Raw genomic sequence first — 21412 nt, forward strand, 5'->3', positions numbered from 1 at the left:
GCCGCGCCGCTATGTCGGGCTGCCTGTCAGCTCCTCATCAATTTGATCATCTGCCCCTGGAGGGCATCCCATGTTTCCCAGCTTTGAAAAGCTCGTCGATCCGTTCATGCCCCATGCCGAAACGTCACCCAGCGCCTCTGTCTGGCAGTTTGTTGGCGACAGCCTGAAACCCTTTCACCGCGTCATCGCGCTGAGCCTGCTGCTAACGCTGATCAGCGCGAGCATCGAGGTCTGGCTGATCGGCTATACCAGTTCGCTGGTCGATACGCTGGCACTGGCCGAACCCGCACTGTTGTGGGAAGAGCACGGCCTGGAGCTGATCGGGGCAGCCGCTATTCTCTTGCTGCTCCGCCCCCTCGCCGGCTTTATTGGCGAGGGCCTGGACGACATCGCCTATCGTCCCAATGCCGAAACCCTGATCCGCTGGCGGGCGCATCGTCATGTGCAACGCCAATCGGTCGGCTGGTTCCGGCGCGACCTGTCGGGCCGCATTGCCAATCAGGTGCGCGATATCGGGGCATCAGCGACCGGCGCGGTCTATCAGGTGCTCCACACGCTGACCTATGTGATGATCTATGTGATCGGCTCGACCTTGCTGATCGGCTCGATCGATATCAGGCTGATCACGCCCTTGCTGGTGTGGATCGCCTGTTTTGTTGGCCTGATGGTCTATGTCGTGCCGCGCCTGCATCGCGCCTCGCATGACTTGCAGGGCGCCAATGCCGATCTGACCGGCATGCTGGTGGACGGTTATGCCAATATTGATGTGATCAAGCTGTTCGCCAATCAGGCTGCCGAGGACGCCGAGAGCATGCGGCGCTTTGCGGCCTCCCGCAGCACACTCGTGGCAGTTCAAAAGCTGGAGGTCACGGTCAATGTAAGCATGATTTTCATGGGCAGCCTGCTGATTGTCGGGCTGGTCGGCTATACCGTGGTGCTATGGCAGGCTGGCGGCGCACCGCTGGGGCTGGTTGCGGCCTCGCTGGCGCTGAGCTTTCGCATTACCGGCATGGCTGAATGGATGCTCGATGCGGTGTCGTCGATGTTCACCCATCTGGGGGCCACACGGCAGGCATTGCAGACTGTGGCGCAGCCGCTGGAAGTCGTCGATGCACCCAATGCGCCGGCCTTGACGATCACCACAGGAGCCATCGGCTTTTCCGGCGTCAGCCACCACTATGGCAAGGGCGTCGGCGGGCTGGACGGCGTCAGCTTCGACATTGCTGGCGGCGAAAAGATCGGCATTGTCGGGCGCTCGGGTGCCGGTAAGTCGACACTGGTCAATCTGCTGCTGCGCTTCTTTGAGGCTGAAGCGGGCCAGATCAGCATTGATGGTCAGGACATTGCAACGGTGAGACAGGACAGCCTGCGCGGCGCCATTGCCATGGTGAGCCAGGATGCCAGCCTGCTGCATCGTTCCGTGCGCGACAACATTGCTCATGGTCAGCCCGATGCATCACAGGCCACCATCGCGGCAGCGGCCGAGCAGGCCATGGCGTCGGAATTTATTGCAGGTCTGGTCGATCAACAGGGCCGTCGCGGCTACGACGCCCTTGTCGGTGAGCGCGGCGTGCTGCTCTCAGGCGGGCAGCGTCAGCGCATTGCCCTGGCGCGGGCGATCTTCAAGAACGCCCCCATACTGGTGCTGGATGAAGCCACCTCGGCGCTGGATTCCGAGGCTGAAGCGGCCATTCAGGACACGCTCTATGGCGTAATGGAGGGCAAGACGGTGATCGCCATCGCCCATCGCCTGTCCACCATTGCCCGCATGGATCGCATCGTGGTGCTGGATCAGGGGCGAATTGCCGAGCTGGGATCCCATGACAGCCTGCTTGCCCAGAACGGCATCTACGCTCAGCTCTGGGCGCGGCAATCGGGCGGCTTTATTGGCAACAACTAGCCCTGAGGCGAGCGTGGTCTGGGTGGCGACCTGCGTCGCCAAGGTTAAGTCCCCGCAACATGGTGTTATATATATTTGACATGATGTTCGTTTTAGATGATATAGCGTCATAGATTACAAACATGGAGTGATGCGATGTCTTTACGCGAGAAGAACGCATGGATTGCCGTCGGGATTACCCTGGCGGTCTGGAGCTATTATTTCGGGGCGTTCTGGATCGAAGCATTCGCCGGGATCGTGGACGGGGCTGAAGTGCTGGTGCGATTCCTGGTGTGTATGGGCATTTCGCTGGTGGTGATGATCGGCTTGAATGTGTTTGCCGGCGTCATGAGCAAGAAAAACCTCGATGCCGCTCCCGATGAGATGGAGCGTCACATCGAGGCGCGGGCCGACCGCTTTGGTTTCCGGTTGCTCGAGCTGCTGGTCCCGGTCGGGCTGATTGGCGGGCTGCTGGCCACCGACACCATCAAGGCCGCCTACCCGGCTGATCCCGGCGGCGCCGTGGCGTTGATCTTTGCCAATGGTGTGCTGATGGCTTTCGTCATCACCGAACTGGTGCGCGAAACCACCCATATCATTGCGTTCCGGATGAGCGCGTAATGGCCACGCCGCCTCCCATCAGCAATATCATCCGACGCCTGCGCTTTGATGCGAACGAGATGACCCAGCAGGAGTTGGCCGACCGCATCGGCATGACAAGACAGACCGTTGCCGCCATCGAGCAGAACAAATACTCGCCCTCGCTGGAAGCCGCTTTCCGTATTGCCGAGGTGTTCGAGGTGGAAATCGGCACCGTGTTCCAATGGAAGAAGACCGCCACCGACTGAGCTGACGCCCAGTTCCCCAAAAATCTTGCACAGCCCGAGCAGGGCTGCGGGCGAAGCTTGCCCGAAATCTGGAGATCCTAGATGAAAGCCGCCGTTCAGACTGCCTATGGCGCCCCCGAAGTCGTTACCATCATCGATATCCCCAAGCCCGTTCCCAAGCCGGGTGAAGTGCTCGTGCGCATCGTCGCGACTACCGTGACGTCCGGCGACGCGCGCCTGCGCGCCTTCCGCATTCCGGCTGCCTTCTGGCTCCCGGCCCGGCTGTTCCTGGGTATCTCCAAACCACGCAAGAGCGTTCTCGGCTCTGAGTTCTCCGGCATTGTCGAGGCGGTTGGTGCGGGCGTGACGCGACTGAAAACCGGCGATCGGGTGTTTGGCATGCACGTCTTTGATGCCCACGCCCAATACAAGGTGGTCCCGCAAACCGCGGCTGTCACCGCCCTCCCCCAAGGCATGGATTTCGCCGAAGCCGCCGCCCTGCCCTTTGGCGCCCTGACGGCGCTGCACTTCTTGCGCCTGGCCAAGATTGCACCAGGCCAGAAGGTGTTGATCAATGGCGCCAGCGGCGCCGTGGGCAGCTTCGCTGTGCAGTTGGCCAAGCATTTCGGTGCCGAGGTCACGGGCATCTGCAGCGCCCGCAATCTGGATATGGTGCGGGCCCTGGGTGCTGATCATGTGATCGATTACAGGCAGACTGACTTTTCCCGCAATGGCATCCAGTATGACGTGATCATGGACACTGTGGACACGGTCAGTGTTGCCCAGTTCGAACGAGCGACGCCCCCGACGGGCCAGCTGATCGCCAGCAATGCTGGCGGCGGCATGATGCTGCGCGCTGGATTGCGCAAATTGCTGGGTGGCCGGCAGATCATCGTCGGCGTGGCAGGCGAGCTGTTGGCAGATATCGAGACACTGCGGGATCTGGCGGCAGCGGGTGTATTGCAGGCGACCATCGATAGCCGCGTGCCCTTCACCGAGATTGTCAAGGCGCATGCGCTGGTCGATAGCGGGCGCAAGCGCGGGGCTGTGGTTGTCGAGGTTTCGGCTCCATAAGAAAACGGCGCCCGCTGGGCGCCGTTCTGGATGGTCTAGTGGCCGCCCATGCCGGGCGCGCCGCCTTCGGGCTTGCGAACAAAGAACGCGGTGACGATTGCGAACAGGGAAATGGTCGCGCCCACCATGAATGCCAGCTGGATGCCACCAGCCAGGGCGCTGACGGGCTCCACACCCTCTGCAGCCAGACCGGCGGTGCGAATGCTCATCAAGGCCACGAACAGCGCAATACCAGCGGCCCCGGCGACCTGTTGCACCGAGCCGAGAATGGCGCTGCCATGCGAGTACATTTCCTGCCGCACCGAGCCCAGAGCGGCAGTGAACAATGGTGTGAACACCAGCGCCAGACCGATGCTGATGATGATGTGACCGGTCAGGATGGCCCAGACCGAGGTGTGCTGATCCACCCGGGTCAGAGCCCAAAGCACGATCGAGACCAGTGCCGTACCGGGTACCAGCAACTTGGTTGGACCGATGCGGTCATACAAGCGGCCAACCGATGGCGCGAGCAGCCCCATCAGCAAGCCACCGGGCAACAGCAACAGGCCGGTCTGCAGCGTATCGAGACCCAGAACATTCTGGGTGTAGATGGGCAGCAGGATGACCGTGCCGAACAGGGCCATCATGGCAATTCCCATGGTCAGCACGGACACGGTGTAATTGCGCGATAGGAAGGTGCGCAGATCAAGCAGCGCCTTGTCCTGCCGCGACAGCACGATCTGACGCCAGATAAACGCAACCATGGACACGCCGCCGACCACCAGAGGTAGCCAGAGCGGGAAGGCCGCACCGGCCTGTTCGCCTTCGCCCAGGCTGGACAGGCCATAGACCAGTCCGCCAAAGCCCAGCGCAGACAGGATTACCGAAGCGATGTCGAGTGGCGCATAACGCGGCGTGGTCACGTTCTGCATCTTGCGACTGCCCAGAGCCAGCGCACCCAGTGCGATTGGCAGCATGAGGATAAACATCCAGCGCCATTCGAAATTGGCCAGGATGAACCCGCCAATGGTGGGCCCGATCGCGGGCGCAACCGAGATGACGATGGAGATGTTGCCCATGGTCTTGCCGCGTGTTTCGGGCGGCACCAGCGTCATCACCGTGGTCATTAGCAGCGGCAACATGATGGCCGTGCCGACCGCCTGAATGACGCGACCAAAGATCAGCAGTTCGATGCCGGGCGAGGCGGCGCAGATCAGCGTGCCAGCAGCAAAGACCGACATGGCGAGCATGAAGACGGGCCTTGTGTTCATACGCTGCAGCAGAAAACCCGTAATGGGAATGACAATGGCCATGGTGAGCAGGAAGGCGGTAGTCAGCCATTGCGCGATATTGGCCGCGACGCCCAGATCCGCCATCAGATGAGGGATGGCCACGCTCATCATCGTCTCATTGAGAAAGACGACAAAGGTGGAGCCAAGCAGCAGCGCGATGACGAGTTTGTTGCGGGCAGAGTTGTCGACCTCGCCCGAGGGCAAATCACCCGTGGTTGTTGCGTCAATGGTCATAGAAATCCCTCGAATAAAATAGCAGCGTCGACAGTGCGACGGTTGATGTCTTCCAGCTTCGACAACACCATGAGAAAATGTGGTGACAGCCCGTGTCAGCATGCGTCGGCAACGGGCTGCATATTCGCCGTTGCCCGGCGATGATCAGCATAGAATTCAGATAGGCCCACGCGCCAGCAATTGCCCCGTTGGCGGCAGCGGAGGCCCGGCATATTCCTAAAAATGGCCACGGTCCATCGGGCAGTGCGCATAGCGCGTGTGCGCGTGGCAATCTGTTGCGCTTCTGCCACCACAGGACGTTAACAAACTCGACATCGTTCTTGTTCTGTTCTCGTGGAACTGTTACATCCCGAGACGCGTTGATCAGTCACGATTCGACTGTTGCGCGTTCGGCAGGAGACGTTTTCATGGCCTTTTATCAAGCCCCATCATTTGAAGCTCTCGAGCAACTCAGCCGCAGCCGGGATGCCGATCTGGCACGGCGGGAATTGCTGGATGTCGATCAGGTTCGCGGACGGGGCGCGCAGAGCAATCGCAGCGGCCGGTTTGAAAAGCAGACCCGCGAGTCTTTTGATGACGGCTGGGACAATGTCGAGCCGCTGTCGATCTTCGAGACGGTCGAACACAATGAGCGCGCCAAAACCATCATCACGACCAATGACAGTCCCGACATTGGGTTTGAGCGATCGATCAACGCCTACCGCGGTTGCGAACACGGCTGCTCGTACTGCTATGCCCGGCCCAGCCACGCTTTCCTGGGCCATTCGGCCGGTATCGAATTCGAGCGCGACATATACGTCAAAACCAACGCGGTCGAGGCGCTGCGGACCGAATTGTCTGCCAAGAACTACCGGGTAAAGCCGATCGCCATGGGCACCAATACTGACCCCTATCAACCGGCCGAGCGCAAGCACAAGCTGACGCGCGGCATTCTCGAAGTGATGCTGGCGACCAGACATCCAGTGATGATCACGACGAAGTCGGCGCTGATCACCCGGGATCTGGATCTGCTGACCGAACTGGCCAAGTTGGGGCTGGTAAAGGTGGCGATCTCGATGACCTCGATGGACCACAAGCTGAGCCGCCGCATGGAGCCCCGTGCATCCTCCCCGGCGCGCCGGCTCGAGGCCATTCGCCTGCTCACCGAGGCCGGTGTTCCTGTCGCGGTATTCGCCTCACCAATGATCCCGGCGATCAACGATATGGAACTCGAACGCATTCTCGATGCTGCAGCAGCACAGGGCGCCACCAGCGCGCAGATGATCCTGCTGCGCCTGCCCGGCGAAGTGCGCGACGTGTTCCGCGAATGGTTGCTGCGTCACTTCCCCGACAGGGTGCGTCATGTGCTCTCGCTAGTGCGCGACACACGCGGCGGCAAGGATTACGACTCCCGTTTTGGCACCCGCATGACAGGCGAAGGCCCCTATGCGACCCTGCTGCGACAGCGCTTCGAAAAAGCACGCGAGCGCTACGGCCTGGACGGCAAGCTGCCGGGTCTGCGCAATGACCTGTTCGAGGCTCCCGAAATCGAAAGCGCCCAGATGAGCCTGTTCTAGGCGATCTGGCTGGCGCTGACCCGATCGGCAACGAAGGCGAGCAACGCGGGATCGTCATAGCCGTCGGCCGACAGCACCGCTCCGGCCGCACGTAGCGCTGCGTCATCAAGGCCGGTGCGCATCCCTATCGTGGCAATGCCCGCTGCCGTGGCCGAGGCGATGCCAGTGCGCGAGTCCTCGAACGCCAGCGAATGTTCGGCTTGGGCGCCGAGCAGGCGCAGGCCCTCTAGGTAGGGCATGGGATGCGGTTTGCCATGCGGCAGTTCGGCACCAATCACCACCGCCTTGAAGCGGCTGGTGATACCCAGACCGTGCAGGATCAATTCGGCATTGGCGCGCGGCGCATTGGTGACCGCCGCCATGGCAATACCTGCCGCATCGGCCTGGTCGAGCAGATCAAACAGTCCGGCTACGGCATGGATTTCGGTGGCGGCGAGCTCGCGAAACAAAGCTTCCTTGTCATCCATCACCGCCATGCGTGCATCAGCATCCAGGTCTGGCAGAAAGCGCGCGGCGATATCGACATTGGCCAGCCCCTGTAGTTCACGGACAAAGCGGGCCCGGTCAAAGCTATGGCCAAACGGGGTAAAGCTGCGATTGAAGGCTTCCAGATGCAGCGGGTCGGTGTCGGCCAGCGTGCCGTCAATGTCGAACAGCAGCGCGGCGCCGGGCGTCGGGATCATGAACAGGTCCAGTCTTGGGGGGCAATAGGGGTGGTCAGTATTGGGCAACCTTGCGGGCGAAGCTGGCCATGAAATCAAGCGAGGCCAGAACGCCACGCATCGATAGCCAGACCTCCTCGCTCGCGCCCCCGTCACCGTTCAAGGGCACAGTCATCGTCAGTGCATTGCGCCGCTTCATCTCTTCGAGCAGCGCCGCCTTGCGCACCGGATCGGCTACATAGAACTGGTTGGTGGTGTTGTAGCGCGTCTCAAGATCAGCAACGAAATCGAACTGCATGGTGACGCCGCCATGAAAGTTCAGTTTGAGTGGCCGACTGGTATCGGTCTGCGCCTTGTCAGCGGCCACTGTCACCGCAATATCAAGTTCACCGGTCAGGCGATTGCGCAGCATGGTGAGCTTATAGGCAGGTAGGCCGGCGCTGTTAAGCTGCTGGCTGCCGGTGCTGGCAAAGCAGGAGTGCCCGTAAAAATCGGTAGCGTCATCATCGATCACGTCGGGGCAGGCCGCCAGCCAGTCACGATGATACTCGCGCCATTCGCCATAGGGGTGATGAAAGGGTTCGGCGGCCAGTGGAAAGGTCGCGGCCAGCGTCATAACGAGGGCGAAGCCGAATTTGGCAATCATTGTGTCTTGTTTCCCATGCTGCCCCCAGCGGAAAACCTATAGCAGCCCCGGCGCCAGACGCCACCGCCGGCCTCCAATTTTGTCGGTGTGAATATCGGCTCTGTCCGCAGGCGTGTTGACTTGGCCGGCGTGGGAGCGATGCTGCGCCCATGATGTTCGATTCGACAGTTCAGAGCGCGCCTGACTATTCCCACGAGGCCGAACTCAAGGCACGTGGTGCACGAATTGTGGCTGGGGTCGATGAAGCGGGCCGTGGCCCACTGGCCGGCCCGGTGGTTGTAGCGGCCGTGGTGCTGGACCCCGATGCCATTCCGGCGGGGCTCAATGACTCCAAAAAGCTCAATCAGGAACAACGCGAGGCGCTGTTCGAACACGTGGTTGCTTCGGCGCTGGCCATCAGTGTCGTGGTTGCCCCGCCCTCTATTATCCTGAGCCACAATATCCGGGGCGCCACGCTGTGGGGCATGGCGCAAGCCGCGTGTGGACTGAGCATCCGGCCTGATCGGGTACTGATCGATGGGCGTGATGTGCCGATGGGCCTGCCCTGCGACGGCATGGCGCTGATCGGCGGCGACGGGCGCAGCGTGTCGATAGCGGCGGCCTCGATTGTCGCCAAGGTGACGCGGGACAGGATGTGCGCAATCATGGATTGCGACGCGCCTGCCTTCGGCTTCGCTGGTCACAAGGGATATGGCACGGCCAGGCACATGACGGCGCTGAGTGAGCATGGTCCTTGCCGGCACCACCGCGAGGCCTTTGGCCCTGTGGCACAGGCGCGGCTCAGGTTGACTGCACTGGCCGGTTAGGGCTGCGGAAAGCTACGCCTTAACCTCCTGCTAACCCCTTGCATACGCTCCATTAACTCTGCGGTTCTATAACAGGGTTGTTAGTACTGCGTTAGGGTTAAGTGTATGTTGCGTACCGCGCGTAAGGCTCCAGAAGCCGTTGCGGAAGAGGCACCGCGTCTTCCGATCGATTCCATTCTGGTGGGTGATTGCATCGACCACATGAATGCCCTGCCGGCTGGTTCGGTAGATCTGATCTTCGCCGACCCCCCCTACAATCTGCAGCTCGACCAGGGCCTGACGCGTCCTGACCAGAGCAAGGTTGATGCGGTGGACGACGAATGGGACAAGTTCGACAGTTTTGCCCATTACGACAAATTCACCCGCGCCTGGCTCAAAGCCGCGCGCCGGGTGCTCAAACCGGATGGCGCCCTGTGGGTCATCGGGAGCTACCACAACATTTTCCGGGTTGGGGCCGCCTTGCAGGATCTCGACTACTGGATGCTCAATGATGTGATCTGGCGCAAAGCCAATCCAATGCCCAATTTCCGCGGCACGCGCTTTACCAATGCGCATGAGACGCTGATCTGGGCCGCCAAGAGCCAGAAGAGCCGCGTAACCTTCAACTATGAAGCCATGAAGCTGGCCAATGACGATACGCAGATGCGCAGCGACTGGCTGTTCCCCATCTGCACCGGCTCCGAGCGCCTAAAGGATGATGACGACGAGAAGGTCCATCCGACCCAGAAGCCGGAGGCGCTGCTGTTCCGCATCCTGAATGCGACCACCAAGCCTGGCGATATCGTGCTTGATCCGTTTTTCGGCACCGGCACCACTGGCGCAGTAGCCCGCAAGCTGGGCCGTCACTTCATCGGCATCGAGCGCGAAGACACCTATATCAGTGCTGCGCTCAAGCGCATTGCGGCCATCCGTCCGGGCACCTTTGAGGCGCTGCAATCGGTCACGCCCAAGCGCAAGGAAACCCGCATTCCGTTCGGTTCGCTGATCGAGCAAGGATTAATTGAGCCTGGCACGCAACTCTTCGACTTAACGAAACGTTACTTCGCCATGGTTCGTGCAGACGGCTCACTCGTCTCAGGTTCCCACCAGGGTTCAATCCACAAGGTTGGCGCGCTGGTCCAGGGGGCAGAGGCATGCAACGGGTGGACTTTCTGGCATCACGAACAGGCGGGCCGCACCGCTCCAATCGATGACCTCCGGGCTGGTGTGCGCGCGCAACTCGAATCGATGTCTGCCTGATCCTGACCTCCAATCATCAGGTATTTTGAATTGGCCGCCGGTTTGCCCCGGCGGCCTTTTTTTGTCCTGACGCCGAATCCGTCGCACTGGGACCTTTCACCCGTGATTTTCTATCCCCCAGCGATTGAGTGGTTGGCGGATCATGGGGGCAGAACCGAACACGACAGCATTCGGCAAAACTTAACGATAGTCGCAATGCGACCTGCCTTGGATGCGTGCTCTTAACCCTGCCCGCGCACACTGGTCTGCACCTGCCCGGGATAGATTGTTGTGACTGCACTCGTAGAACTTCACATCGTTGTTGCCGCCGTGCTCGGCGTGCTGTCCATGCTCTGTCTTGTCGCCAGTCTGAGCTTGGGGCGAAATGATGCGCTGACCTGGACGGCGGCGGCGCTAGCCAACGGTACGCTGCAGACGCTGGTCATCGCCTTTGCCTCCGACAGGCTTGTGGAGTTTCTCTCGGCAGCAGTATTGGCGCCGCTCAGTTTTTTGGCCGCGAGTCAGGCCATGGCTTGCCTTGGGCCCGCGTTGGGCCATCGGCTGCGCACCATCATTGCCGTAGGTGCGCTGTCAATGGCCGCCGTGGGCCTGCATCTGATTAACGCGCCATTTCCGGTTCAGGCTGCAGCTTTCGAACTGGCCTGCCTGTTGGCCATGATCGATCTGGTCTGGCGTGTCCGACATCATCCCGCCTCAGGATTGCAGACAGCTTTCAAGTTCGTAGCCTATGCGCTGCTGGCGACGACCGCTATGCGGCTGCTGATGTTACCGCTGCATTTCGGACCAAACGCATCGTTTGAACTGTTCAAGACATCTTTGGCGGAGAATCTGTTCTTTGGCGCGGCCAGCGTCTTGACCCCATTCGCAACCATTCTGCTGCTGGCGCGCATCATTCTTGAAACAACCCAGACCCTGCGACACCGCTCCGAGCGCGATGGTCTGACCGGGCTTTTCAACCGGCGCAGCATGGATGCAAAGGCCGAGACAACGGGACAAGGTGGAGCGGTCATCTTTTGTGACATCGATCACTTCAAGGGGGTCAATGATCGATACGGCCACGGCGCTGGCGACGCCGTAATCTGCAGTTTCGCGCACTTGCTCGACGCGACGGGCCAGACCGCTGGCCGAATTGGAGGCGAAGAGTTTGCGATCATTCTGCCCGGCCGCGAGGCCGATGAGGCCGCTGCGGTTGCCGAAGAGGTGCGCCTTCAGTTTCATCACAGCATCCACGATGCCCTGCCATTGGATGAGCGATTGAGCGCCAGTTTCGGAGTCGCCACCTATGGCGTCCATGAGGCTGCGCGCCATGCCTTCGAGCGCGCAGACGCGGCCCTCTATGCCGCCAAGTCTGGCGGACGTAATCGTGTCGTGGTGCACGGCCCGTCGGCACCGCTCCCGACCCAGCGCTCCACCGACAAACGGCGCGCAGCCTAGCACTTGCCCACTTGGCGTTGGCCGCAGCCTCAAGCGATGGCGATGATTTCAAGTTCGAGCGAACCCGCACTCACCAGTTCACCCACGCCCTTGCCCATAAGGGCACTGGCAATCGGGGAAACATAGGATATCGAGCCCGTCTTGGGATCAGCTTCGTCCTCGCCCACGATACGATAGGTTTGCGTGCGACCATCATCTCTGGAGAAGGTGACGGTTGCACCAAAGCTTACCTCAGTCGGCGCGGCAATCACGGGCATAAGCTGAGCCGTCCGCAGGCGCTCGGTATAGTAACGCAGATCGCGGAACGGATTGGCGGCCTGACGGCGCCGTTCGTTGACGTCCTCAATCTTCATGGCTGCATCATAGGCAACGCGCGCCGCGTCGCGCTGCTGTTCCAGTGCCGCCAGGCCTTCGGCGGTGACCAGATTGGCTGCGCCGGAAATTGGCCGATCGGGCAGCTGGGTCTCTGCGGCAGTCTCGGCGCTGTCTTCCTTGGTGAACGCTACGCTCAATGCTCATCTCCATTGGCGGGGACGCCACGTTTGAAGCCATAATCCCAATTCCGCCATTGGCGCAAATCCGGGTGAGGTTTGGGAACGCCTTCGCCCCAAGATCGTTCCGGGCAGACACATACAGCCAACCCCATTCCACAACCGTTGCCGCGAATGGCGGCTCAAATGCGAGCGGCAAAATAAATCCCGCACGATCACTAGACGACCGGTCTATTCCTTCCTATATGCCGGTCATGATCGAGCCAAGCAAATCAGAACAGACCCGCCAGCGCATCCTGACGACAGGGCGCAAGCTGGTGCTGGGTGTGGGTTTTACCGGGATGGGCCTGCAGGAGTTGCTGAGCGTCAGCGGCGTTCCCAAGGGGTCATTTTATCACTACTTCGCCTCCAAAGAGGCGTTTGGCTGCGCCATGTTGGACGACTATGTCGCTGAGTATCTGGAACGCCTCGACCTTCTGGTGGCAGCGCCCCTGAGCGGTGGCGAGCGGTTGAAGCAGTACTGCCAGGCCTGGCTTTCGAGGGACGCTTCCACTTCGATCCCTGAAAACTGTCTGGTGGTGAAACTCGCCAGCGAAATTTCAGACATGTCCGAGGACATGCGGCTGATTTTTGATGCAGGCGTTATCGCACTGGACGAGCGGATTGAGCGCATTCTGCGCGAAGGCGTGGCGGATGGTTCGATCAAGCCAATTGCGGATCCGGCTGAAGCGGCAAGACTGCTCTACGGCCAGTGGTTGGGCGCAGCGATCCTGTCCAAGCTGAGCAAATCCCAGCAGTCGCTGCGCGATGCCCTCAACGATACGAGCGCACGCTTTTTTCCCTGAACCCATTCGGCCCGCACCCCGCGTGCCAATTCAACAACGACCCAAGAAAGGACTTCGCCATGCGCGCAGCAATCTATGAGACTTTTGGAAATCCCGCTGACGTCACCAAACTGGGCGATGTCGCCCAGCCCAATCCCGGTGCCGGCGAAGTGCGGATCCGCACCATCCTGTCGCCCATCCACAATCATGATCTATGGACCACGCGCGGCAGCTATGGCTACAAGCCGACCCTGCCCGCCATCGGCGGCACCGAAGCTGTCGGCACCATTGATGCCGTTGGCGAAGGCGTCGACGCTGCGCTGGTTGGCAAACGCGTTGCCGCAGCTGGCATTCACGGCACCTGGGCCGAGTTCTTCATCGCCCAGGCCACCGGCATCGTGCCGCTGCCTGATGTGATTTCGGATGAAGCTGCAGCCCAGCTGATCGCCATGCCGTTCAGCGCGATTTCGCTTCTCGATTTCCTCACCGTCAAACAGGGTGACTGGATCGTCCAGACCGCCGCCAATGGCGCGGTAGGCAAGGTTCTGGCTGCGCTGACTGCCGAGCGTGGCATTGGTCTGGTCAATCTGGTGCGCCGTCAGGAAGCGGTGCAGGAACTGACCGATCTGGGCATGACCAATATCGTGGTGACCTCGGACGCGGACTGGATCGATCAGGTCAAGGCCATCACCGGTCCTGATGGCGCCCGCGCTGCCGTGGATTCGGTGGGTGGCGCGGTTGGCGCCGGTCTGGTCGACGTGCTGGGCGAAGCGGGCGAACTGGTGGTGTTTGGCACTGCAACCGGCGAACCCATGCCGCTGAACTCGGGTGCCATCATCTTCAAGCACATCACCATCAAGGGCTTCTGGGGTGCCAAGGTCGGCGCCGCGATGGCCGCTGAAAAGAAGGGCAAGCTCATCGGCGAGCTGGTGACCCTCGCGGCTCAGGGCAAGCTGCCCCTACCCGTTGGTGGCATTTTCGATCTGGCCGATGCCGCCAAGGCGATGGACGCTGCCCTGGTGCCGGGCCGCGCTGGCAAGGTCCTGCTGCGCGCCTAGGTTCCGGTCCGCCAAAACGACGAGGGGCCCGCCACATCGGCGGGCCCTGTTGCCCAAGATGACGGGGCGACTTTCTGCGCCTTCAGCTGGCTTCAAGGGCCGGCGCGAAGAGCAGCTCACCCGCCGGGGCCTCGCCCACGAAGACGATCCGCTGGACAATCCGCGCTTCCAGGTCGCGATAGCTAATTGCCCCATCGCTTGCAAACCCCATTGGACCATAAACTTTGGGATTGCCAATAAGCGCGCATCCTGCGGCGCCCGCTGATCTGAGGCAGTCCAGACCACAGGAAATTAGCGCCCGGCCAATGCCGTTGCGCTGCATGTCGGGCTCTACCGACACCGGCCCCAGTCCATACCAATCCCCGTGAACGCCATTGATGCTCGCCGGCGAAAAGGCGACATGCCCCACAATCCGCCCGTCGATTTCGACGACAAGGGAAAGGGTGAGATCGCCCGACGCCCGCAGTTCGCCAATCAACGACGCCTCGGTGCCATCTGCGAAGGCCATTGGCGCAAAGGCGCGCTCGGTGAGCTGGTGGATGGCGTCCTCGTCGCCAGGTTGTTCGTCGCGGATTATCAAACCTGCCTCCAATCACCATGCAAACGGCGTGGGTCCGCAAGAAGCGTAGCGCAGTTTTGGATGATTGAAAAAGTGCGGCCTATTCCAGCCCGGCTGCCGCCAGCACCTTGCGGAACAAAGTCGGCAGGGCTTCACCCTTGAGCGCTGCAGGCTCGGCCCACCAGCCGCCCTCAAGCGCATCGGGCTCCACCGCGGCGGACCACACCTCGAGCTCAAGCCGGAAATGGGTGAAAATGTGCACCACTTGCCCGCGATGCTGCCACTCGCCGTCCATTGGATAGGTGACCTCAACCAGTTCAGCGGCCCAGTCCGATCCTGGCACTTCGGTCATGCCGCCGAGCAGGCCTTTGGTCGGGCGGCTCTGCAGATAGACGTCGCCTGCCGCGTCGAGCATGACGAAGGCATGGCCCTTGCGCACCGGGCGCTCGGCCTTGGCCGGTTTGATCGGATAGAGGGTGGGTTCGCCCTGTCGGGTAGCAATGCAACCCGGCTGGATCGGACACAGCATGCAGGCGGCCGCACGGGGGGCGCAGATCGTGGCGCCCAGATCCATCATGGCCTGGGCAAAATCGCCGGCGCGTTGCGGCACTGATGCCTGCAGCGCCGCGCGCAATTCCTCCTTGGCCTCGCGCACGGGCACGTCGAGCGCATAATAGCGCGCCAGCACCCGGTCGAGATTGCCATCGAGCACGGCAACCTGTTCGTCAAAACAGATCGCAGCGATGGCCGCGCTTGTATAGGCGCCAATACCCGGCAGGGTTTGCAGACCCGCCGAGGTTTGGGGAAACTGCCCCGCATGCTCATTCACCACCGCCTGGGCGCAGGCATGCAGATTGCGGGCGCGGGCGTAATAGCCCAACCCGGCCCATTCCTTCAGCACGGAGTCCAGTGGTGCGGCAGCCAGATCAAACACGGTTGGCCACAGGCTGGTGAAGCGTACGAAATAGCTTCTGACCGTCGCCACCGTGGTCTGTTGCAGCATCACTTCGCTCAGCCAAACCCGGTAGGGATCGGGGTGCTCTCCTTTTGCGCGGGCCGCTGGCGCGACACGCCAGGGCAGATCGCGGGCATGGCGATCATACCAGGCGAGGACAGACGGCGCGTCGATAAGGGCAGGATCGGACAGGTGCATGGGCGGCAGATTTGGAGTAGGACAGGCCAACGCGCAAGTCCTTCACCCCACAGTGTCACCGCATAGACCCATGGCCAAAGACGATCTTCCAGAACCCAAGCGCCGCAACCGCACCATGAGTGTGGCCGACGTGCTGTCGGGTGCGCTGGATCCGGTGCTGAAAAAGCGTGGCTTCGCCAGTCGCGATATCATCGAACACTGGTCAGTGATGGCGCCAAAGCCCTATGACGAAGTGGCCATTCCCGACAAGCTGAGCTGGCCACGCGGCGAGCGCAGCGCCGAGGGCGCCACGCTGGTGCTGCGCTGCGTGCCGGGCCATGCGCTGGCGATTTCGCATGAAGGCGAAAAGATCGCGGCCGCGGTCAATCGCTATTTCGGCTTTGTGCTGGTGGGCTCTGTCAGATTGTCGGCCGAGCCATTCACACCCGGTTCAGGCAAAAAAGACGATGCTCCTTTTCAACCGAGCGAGAGCGTGATTGCCAAGGTCGGGGCCCAGGTGGCCGAAGTGGAAAACGAGGATTTGCGCGAGGCGTTACGGACATTGGGACACGCACTGTCCACCCGGTCGGAGCGAAATAATGGATAGTGTGTTCACCGAGCAGTGATGAGCATGCCTACTTGCTCCCACATTTGTCCCGTGTAGTGTCGCCGCAAAGAAAAAACAGGAGCGTTAGCCGTGAATTTTACCCGCCGTGACACCCTTATGCTGGCCGCTGCCGCATCGGCTTTGAGCCTGTGCGGGGTCGCCACCGCCAACGCTGCTGAAGGCGACATGGTCGCTGTTGATCAGTTGATGGCGCCCGCCGGTGACTATGTCGACCACGCCGAAGGCAGCCCTGACGCGCCTGTGACCGTGATCGAATATGCCTCACCGACCTGCCCGCACTGCGCCACTTTCGCCAATGAAGTGCTGCCCGATTTCATCGAAGCCTATGTCGATACCGGCAAGGTCTATCTGATCACCCGCCCGTTTGTGCGCAATGTGCTCGATGCGGCTGTGTTCATGCTGGCTGAAGCCGCTGGCCCGGACAATTACCACAATGTGGTCGCCACCTATTTCAAGACCCAGACCACATGGGCCAGTTCGGACAAGCCACGCGACGCGATTCTGGAAATCGCCAAGCAGCTCGGCTTTACCCAGGAAACTTTCGACGCCGCATTGACGAATCAGGCCCTGTTTACCGGGATGGAAGCGGTGCGTGAGCAGGCACTGAACGATTTCGGGCTCGTGGGAACGCCGACATTCTATGTCAACGGCAAGACACTCAGTGGTGACAAGACGCTTGAAGAGCTCGCTGCCGCGATCGACCCGCTTGTGCCTGCCGATTTCGTGGCGCCAACGCCTGTGGCAGCGGACGCAATGGCGCCTGCTGCTGACGCAATGGCTCCAGCCGACGCGATGGCGCCTGCCGCTGATGCGATGGCTCCGGCTGACGCAATGGCGCCTGCTGCCGATGCGATGGCACCCGCTGCGCAATAATCTGAGCTTAGGCAGCGCTACCACGGTGGCGCTGCCATGAAGTTTTCACGCCTTAAACTGCACGGCTTCAAATCGTTCTCTGACGAGACCACTCTTGTCATGGAACCCGGGCTGACCGGCATTGTCGGCCCCAATGGCTGCGGCAAATCCAATCTGGTCGAGGCCATGCGCTGGGTGATGGGCGAAAGCTCATACAAGGCGATGCGTGCCTCGGGCATGGATGACGTGATCTTTTCGGGATCGGGCAATCGCCCGGGCCGCAACTCGGCCGAAGTCACCCTGGTGCTCGACAATTCCGACCGCACCGCCCCGGCTGCGCTGAACAACGCCGATATTCTTGAAGTCACCCGCCGCATTGAGCGCGAGGCCGGGTCGGTCTATCGCGTCAATGGCAAGGAAGTGCGCGCCCGCGACGTGCAATTGCTGTTTGCCGATGCCTCGACCGGCGCCCATTCTCCCGCCATGGTGCGCCAGGGTCAGATCGGCGAGCTGATCGCCGCCAAGCCCACTGCCCGCCGCGCATTGCTCGAAGAGGCCGCCGGCATTTCGGGGCTGCATTCGCGCCGCCATGAGGCCGAATTGCGGCTGCGGGCTGCCGAGGCAAATCTTGAACGCGTCGATGACATTATCGCGCAGGTCGAAACCCAGCTGGAAACCCTCAAGCGCCAGGCCCGTCTGGCCACGCGCTATCGTGGGCTGAGCGGCGATATTCGCCGCGCTGAAGCCACACTGTTTCACATTCGCTGGGTCGCCGCGCGCTACGCCGAAAAAGAGACTCAAGCCCAGCAGGCGGTGCTGGTGCGCGAACTGGCCGATGCCACCCATCTCGAATTGCAGGCGCAGAAAAAGCTCGAAGCCGCTGATGCGGCCCTGCAGCCCTTGCGTGATCGCGAGGCGGTCACCGGTGCCGTGCTGCAGCGCTACACTATTCTGTCGGAACAGCTGGCCGAGGAAGCGCGGCGCGCCAGCCAGCGTCAGGCCGAACTGCAGGATCGTATTCGCCAGCTAGCCGCCGATGGCCAGCGTGAGCGTGATCTGGTGGCCGAGAGCGAAACGACGCTGGCGACCAATGCTGAAGAACTCGGCAAGTTGCAGGCCGATGGCGCGGCCGCTCAGGCCGATTTTGACATCGCCCGAGGTGACGCTGACGCCGCCAAGGCTGCTGTTGCCGCTGCTGAGATCGAAGCCCGCAACGCTGCAGATGCGCTGGCTCAGGTGCGGGCACGCCGCGATCAGGCCGAGCGCAGCAAGCGGGATGCGGACACCCGCATGGCGCGGCTGACCCAGCAGATTGCTGATGTCGAAACCGAAGCCCGCAACATCGCTGCCAGACTCGATGCCGATGAAACGCTGAACCAGAAACGCACGGCGCTTGTCGAAGCACAAAGCCGCACGGTGGAAACCGAGCAGGCTGCCACCCTTGCCGAAGAGGCTACCGCTGTCGCCCAATCCAAGCTTGACGCTGCCCGGCCGCGTCTGGCCGAGATCGATGCGGCGCTGAACCGGCTGGAAGCCGAAGCTACCACGCTGGGCAAGATGCTCAACGTGGGCTCCGGTCTGTGGCCGGCCATTGTCGACGAACTCAAGGTAACGCCGGGCTACGAAACCGCCCTGGGTGCGGCGCTGGGCGACGATCTTGAAGCCAGCTCGGATGCCGGTGCGCCCATGCACTGGTCTGTACCGGTCGATCATAGTGATGATGCCGCCCTGCCCCAGGCCGCCGAGCCCCTGTCGCGCTACGTTACAGGCAGCCCTTTGCTTAAGCGCCGTCTCGACCAGATCGGGCTGATCCACGCTGTTGACGGACCCAGCCTGATGCACGCGCTCAAGCCGGGCCAACGCCTGGTCACACTTGAGGGTGCGGTCTGGCGCTGGGACGGTTTCATTGCTGCAGCCGACGCCCCCAGCGCCGCCGCCCAGCGCTTGGCGCAGCGCAACCGTCTGGCCGAACTGGACGAGGAAATCACCCGCACCAAGGGTGAACGCAATGGCTGGAAGCGCGACGTGGATGCACTGGTCGCCGCGCTTGACGGCGCCCGTCAGGATGAGCGGCACAAGCGTGAAGCCTGGCGCGCTGCGCAACACGCCATTGGCGCAGCCCAGACCGAAGTCGACAAGGCGCAGCGCGCCATTGGCGACCTGACAACGCGACAGTCGACGCTCGAAGAAGCCCGCCTGCGCCTTGCCACCAGCCTGGGCGAAGCCGAAGCCCAGCGGGGCGAAGCCGAACAGGCGCTGGCCGCTGCTGGTACCGAGGACGATGCCGCCAGAATTGCTGATGCCAAACAGGGCGTGCTGACCGGCGCGCGCGAACGGGCAGATCAGGCTCGGCTCAAGCTGGGCAGCTTTGAAACCGCGGCTCAGATGCGGCGGGGCCGTGTGGCGCAGCTAGAGCGCGACACCCAGAGCTGGAGCCGCCGCCGCGACAGCGCCAGAGCGCAGCTATCAACGCTTGATCAGCGCACCGCCGAAGTTCAGGCGCAGCTGGAAACTGCGAGCGAAACACCCGATGGCTTTGCCGCTCGCCGCGCGCAGCTCGACGATCAGATCGAGACGGCGAAGATCGAACACAAGGCGGCAGGCGACAGCTTCAATGTGGCCCAGACCAGTCTGCGCGAGGCCGACAAGACTCTGCGACTGGCCAGCGAGACACTCTCGAATGCACGGATCGAGCTGACCCGGATCGAAGAGCGCGTCAAAGGCTTCATCGCCCAGCGCCAGCAGATCGAACGCCAGATTGAAGAAACGCTGGATATCCCGGCTTCCAGAACGCTGGAAGCCTCAGGGATCAAGGCTGAAGAATCGCTGCCGACCGAAGCGGCAACCGAGCAGAAGGTTGATCGGCTCAAGGCCGAGCGCGAGCGCCTGGGCGGGGTCAATCTGTCGGCCGAAAGGGAAGCCATCGAGGTTCAGGAAAAGCTCGACCTGATGGTCAACGACAAGAACGATCTGATCGAGGCCATCGCCAAGCTGCGCACCGGCATTTCCTCGCTCAACCGCGAGGGCCGCGCTCGGCTTAACGAGGCCTTCGTCAAGGTCAACGAACATTTCCAGGAGCTGTTCACCACGCTGTTTGGCGGCGGCACGGCCGAGCTGACCTTTGTCGAAAGCGACGATCCGCTCGAGGCGGGTCTGGAAATCATCGCCCGGCCACCCGGCAAGAAGCCCCAGACCATGACGCTGCTCTCGGGTGGCGAGCAGGCCCTGACCGCGATGAGCCTGATCTTTGCAGTGTTTTTGACCAATCCTGCGCCGATCTGCGTGCTCGACGAAGTCGATGCGCCGCTTGATGACGCCAATGTCGAGCGCTTCTGTAATCTGCTCGATTCCATGCGCCAGCGTACCAATACGCGCTTCATGGTCATCACCCACAATCCGATCACCATGAGCCGCGTTGATCGCCTGTTCGGCGTCACCATGGCCGAACGCGGGGTCAGCCAGCTGGTCTCAGTCGACCTGACCACAGCCGAGACGTTTCTCGAAGTGGGATGAAGCTCCTCGGGCCCGCTACTGCTGCGGTTCCAGCGACTTGAGATAGGCGATGATCGCCGAGGCCTGTTCGGGGTCGAACTCGAATTGCGGCATTTCGGGGTGGGCGGTCACGATTCCCTCGACCAGCGCCTCGCTGAGAAACGACACATCATAGCGCAGGTGGAGTTCGCGAAAGCGCGGCGCGATGGCCAATGGACTGTTGCCCGTTGACTGTGTGGCATGACAATCGGCGCAATACATGCTCACCAGCGCCTGTCCCTCGGCAACGCGATCAATGTCCTGGGCGACAAGCGGACCAGTGCCGAGCAGCACGAGCGTGGTGATCATTATGGCCTTGGGCAGGATCATTGCAGTCTCCGGGATCAAAGCAGCATCAAGACCGACAGGACGTCGGACACGAGGCGCGATCGATCAACCCTATGCCCATGCAGGATCGGCGCATTGATTGGGATCAACTGGTGACGCAGCGCGGACCTTGTGAGGGCTTGGCCCCACGCACCCAAACGCCCCTTTAGTCCCCACCATGTGATCGGACACGCCAAGCACTGTGCCCACCGTCAAAACGAGGACCGCTTATGGTGTCCGCATGCCCGCTGGCAGTCGAGAATCCCCTGTCCCTCGCCCTGACTTCGCCACGTTCAAGGGTGGACAGCATGCCGCACCCCCGCGTCACGTCTTTTTCACCTGCAATAACAACAGCTTACAGTCGGTAAGGTTATCTTGACAC

20 protein-coding genes are annotated in these 21412 nt (G+C 61.6%); 13 read left to right on the plus strand and 7 right to left on the minus strand.

What is annotated here, in order from left to right:
- The first annotated feature begins 70 nt into the window (after positions 1-70).
- The 4 genes from KD146_RS11535 (at position 71) to KD146_RS11550 (ending at position 3780) form a co-directional block, all read left to right on the plus strand.
- A complete protein-coding gene (locus KD146_RS11535; RefSeq protein WP_212658812.1) occupies positions 71-1900 on the plus strand; it encodes an ABC transporter ATP-binding protein in 1830 nt (609 codons plus the stop codon).
- Between the two features lie 135 nt (positions 1901-2035).
- The gene (locus KD146_RS11540; RefSeq protein ID WP_212658813.1) at positions 2036-2500 is read left to right on the plus strand and encodes a hypothetical protein; all 465 of its coding nucleotides are present in this window, start codon (positions 2036-2038) and stop codon (positions 2498-2500) included.
- The gene (locus KD146_RS11545) at positions 2500-2727 is read left to right on the plus strand and encodes a helix-turn-helix transcriptional regulator (RefSeq protein WP_212658814.1); all 228 of its coding nucleotides are present in this window, start codon (positions 2500-2502) and stop codon (positions 2725-2727) included. Before KD146_RS11540 ends, KD146_RS11545 begins: the two co-directional genes overlap by 1 nt.
- Positions 2728-2808: 81 nt before the next feature.
- On the plus strand, positions 2809-3780 hold the full coding sequence (locus KD146_RS11550; RefSeq protein WP_212658815.1) for an NAD(P)-dependent alcohol dehydrogenase: 972 nt from the start codon (positions 2809-2811) through the stop codon (positions 3778-3780).
- Between the two features lie 35 nt (positions 3781-3815).
- Here KD146_RS11550 and KD146_RS11555 read toward each other — a convergent pair whose 3' ends face one another.
- A complete protein-coding gene (locus tag KD146_RS11555; protein ID WP_212658816.1) occupies positions 3816-5285 on the minus strand; it encodes an MDR family MFS transporter in 1470 nt (489 codons plus the stop codon).
- Between the two features lie 407 nt (positions 5286-5692).
- Here KD146_RS11555 and KD146_RS11560 point away from each other — a divergent pair, with 407 nt between their 5' ends.
- Positions 5693-6841 carry a PA0069 family radical SAM protein gene (locus tag KD146_RS11560; RefSeq protein ID WP_212658817.1) on the plus strand — a complete coding sequence of 383 codons (1149 nt, stop codon included), beginning with the start codon at positions 5693-5695 and terminating at the stop codon, positions 6839-6841.
- On the opposite strand, the gene KD146_RS11565 is transcribed toward KD146_RS11560, so the two are convergent.
- Together KD146_RS11565 and KD146_RS11570 are read right to left on the minus strand one after the other, a co-directional pair.
- Complete coding sequence (locus tag KD146_RS11565) at positions 6838-7524, minus strand: HAD-IA family hydrolase (protein ID WP_212658818.1); 687 nt, start codon at positions 7522-7524, stop codon at positions 6838-6840. The two genes, KD146_RS11560 and KD146_RS11565, sit on opposite strands and share 4 nt — an antisense overlap.
- Before the next feature lie 34 nt (positions 7525-7558).
- Positions 7559-8149, minus strand: a complete 591-nt coding sequence (locus KD146_RS11570; RefSeq protein ID WP_212658819.1) for a hypothetical protein — start codon at positions 8147-8149, stop codon at positions 7559-7561.
- Positions 8150-8298: 149 nt separating this feature from the next.
- On the opposite strand from KD146_RS11570, the gene KD146_RS11575 reads away from it, so the two are divergent.
- From KD146_RS11575 to KD146_RS18495, 3 genes are all read left to right on the plus strand, one after another.
- On the plus strand, positions 8299-8955 hold the full coding sequence (locus tag KD146_RS11575; protein ID WP_212658820.1) for a ribonuclease HII: 657 nt from the start codon (positions 8299-8301) through the stop codon (positions 8953-8955).
- Between the two features lie 105 nt (positions 8956-9060).
- Positions 9061-10194: a site-specific DNA-methyltransferase gene (locus KD146_RS11580; protein ID WP_212658821.1), complete on the plus strand. Its 1134-nt coding sequence runs from the start codon at positions 9061-9063 to the stop codon at positions 10192-10194.
- A 270-nt stretch (positions 10195-10464) separates the two neighbouring features.
- On the plus strand, positions 10465-11628 hold the full coding sequence (locus tag KD146_RS18495; RefSeq protein ID WP_212658822.1) for a GGDEF domain-containing protein: 1164 nt from the start codon (positions 10465-10467) through the stop codon (positions 11626-11628).
- A 29-nt stretch (positions 11629-11657) separates the two neighbouring features.
- Here the strand turns inward: KD146_RS18495 and greA are convergent, their stop codons facing one another.
- Positions 11658-12140: a transcription elongation factor GreA gene (greA, locus tag KD146_RS11590; protein WP_212658823.1), complete on the minus strand. Its 483-nt coding sequence runs from the start codon at positions 12138-12140 to the stop codon at positions 11658-11660.
- Between greA and KD146_RS11595 the strand changes: the two genes are divergently transcribed.
- Complete coding sequence (locus KD146_RS11595; protein WP_249327653.1) at positions 12140-12964, plus strand: TetR/AcrR family transcriptional regulator; 825 nt, start codon at positions 12140-12142, stop codon at positions 12962-12964. The two genes, greA and KD146_RS11595, sit on opposite strands and share 1 nt — an antisense overlap.
- 59 nt (positions 12965-13023) lie before the next feature.
- The gene (locus KD146_RS11600; RefSeq protein WP_212658824.1) at positions 13024-14001 is read left to right on the plus strand and encodes a zinc-binding dehydrogenase; all 978 of its coding nucleotides are present in this window, start codon (positions 13024-13026) and stop codon (positions 13999-14001) included.
- Between the two features lie 82 nt (positions 14002-14083).
- On the opposite strand, the gene KD146_RS11605 is transcribed toward KD146_RS11600, so the two are convergent.
- Both KD146_RS11605 and mutY read right to left on the minus strand, forming a co-directional pair.
- A complete protein-coding gene (locus tag KD146_RS11605; RefSeq protein WP_212658825.1) occupies positions 14084-14581 on the minus strand; it encodes a GNAT family N-acetyltransferase in 498 nt (165 codons plus the stop codon).
- Between the two features lie 79 nt (positions 14582-14660).
- The gene (gene mutY / locus KD146_RS11610) at positions 14661-15713 is read right to left on the minus strand and encodes an A/G-specific adenine glycosylase (RefSeq protein ID WP_212659201.1); all 1053 of its coding nucleotides are present in this window, start codon (positions 15711-15713) and stop codon (positions 14661-14663) included.
- A 70-nt stretch (positions 15714-15783) separates the two neighbouring features.
- On the opposite strand from mutY, the gene KD146_RS11615 reads away from it, so the two are divergent.
- From KD146_RS11615 to smc, 3 genes are all read left to right on the plus strand, one after another.
- Positions 15784-16299: a DUF721 domain-containing protein gene (locus tag KD146_RS11615; protein WP_212658826.1), complete on the plus strand. Its 516-nt coding sequence runs from the start codon at positions 15784-15786 to the stop codon at positions 16297-16299.
- Between the two features lie 90 nt (positions 16300-16389).
- A complete protein-coding gene (locus KD146_RS11620) occupies positions 16390-17193 on the plus strand; it encodes a thioredoxin domain-containing protein (protein WP_212658827.1) in 804 nt (267 codons plus the stop codon).
- 36 nt (positions 17194-17229) lie between these two features.
- The gene (gene smc, locus KD146_RS11625; protein WP_212658828.1) at positions 17230-20685 is read left to right on the plus strand and encodes a chromosome segregation protein SMC; all 3456 of its coding nucleotides are present in this window, start codon (positions 17230-17232) and stop codon (positions 20683-20685) included.
- 15 nt (positions 20686-20700) lie between these two features.
- Here the strand turns inward: smc and KD146_RS11630 are convergent, their stop codons facing one another.
- Positions 20701-21033, minus strand: coding sequence for a c-type cytochrome (locus KD146_RS11630; RefSeq protein ID WP_212658829.1), 333 nt, complete (start codon positions 21031-21033; stop codon positions 20701-20703).
- Positions 21034-21412: the final 379 nt, after the last annotated feature.

Origin of the sequence: Devosia litorisediminis, from assembly GCF_018334155.1 — a bacterium.
GTDB lineage: Bacteria > Pseudomonadota > Alphaproteobacteria > Rhizobiales > Devosiaceae > Devosia > Devosia litorisediminis.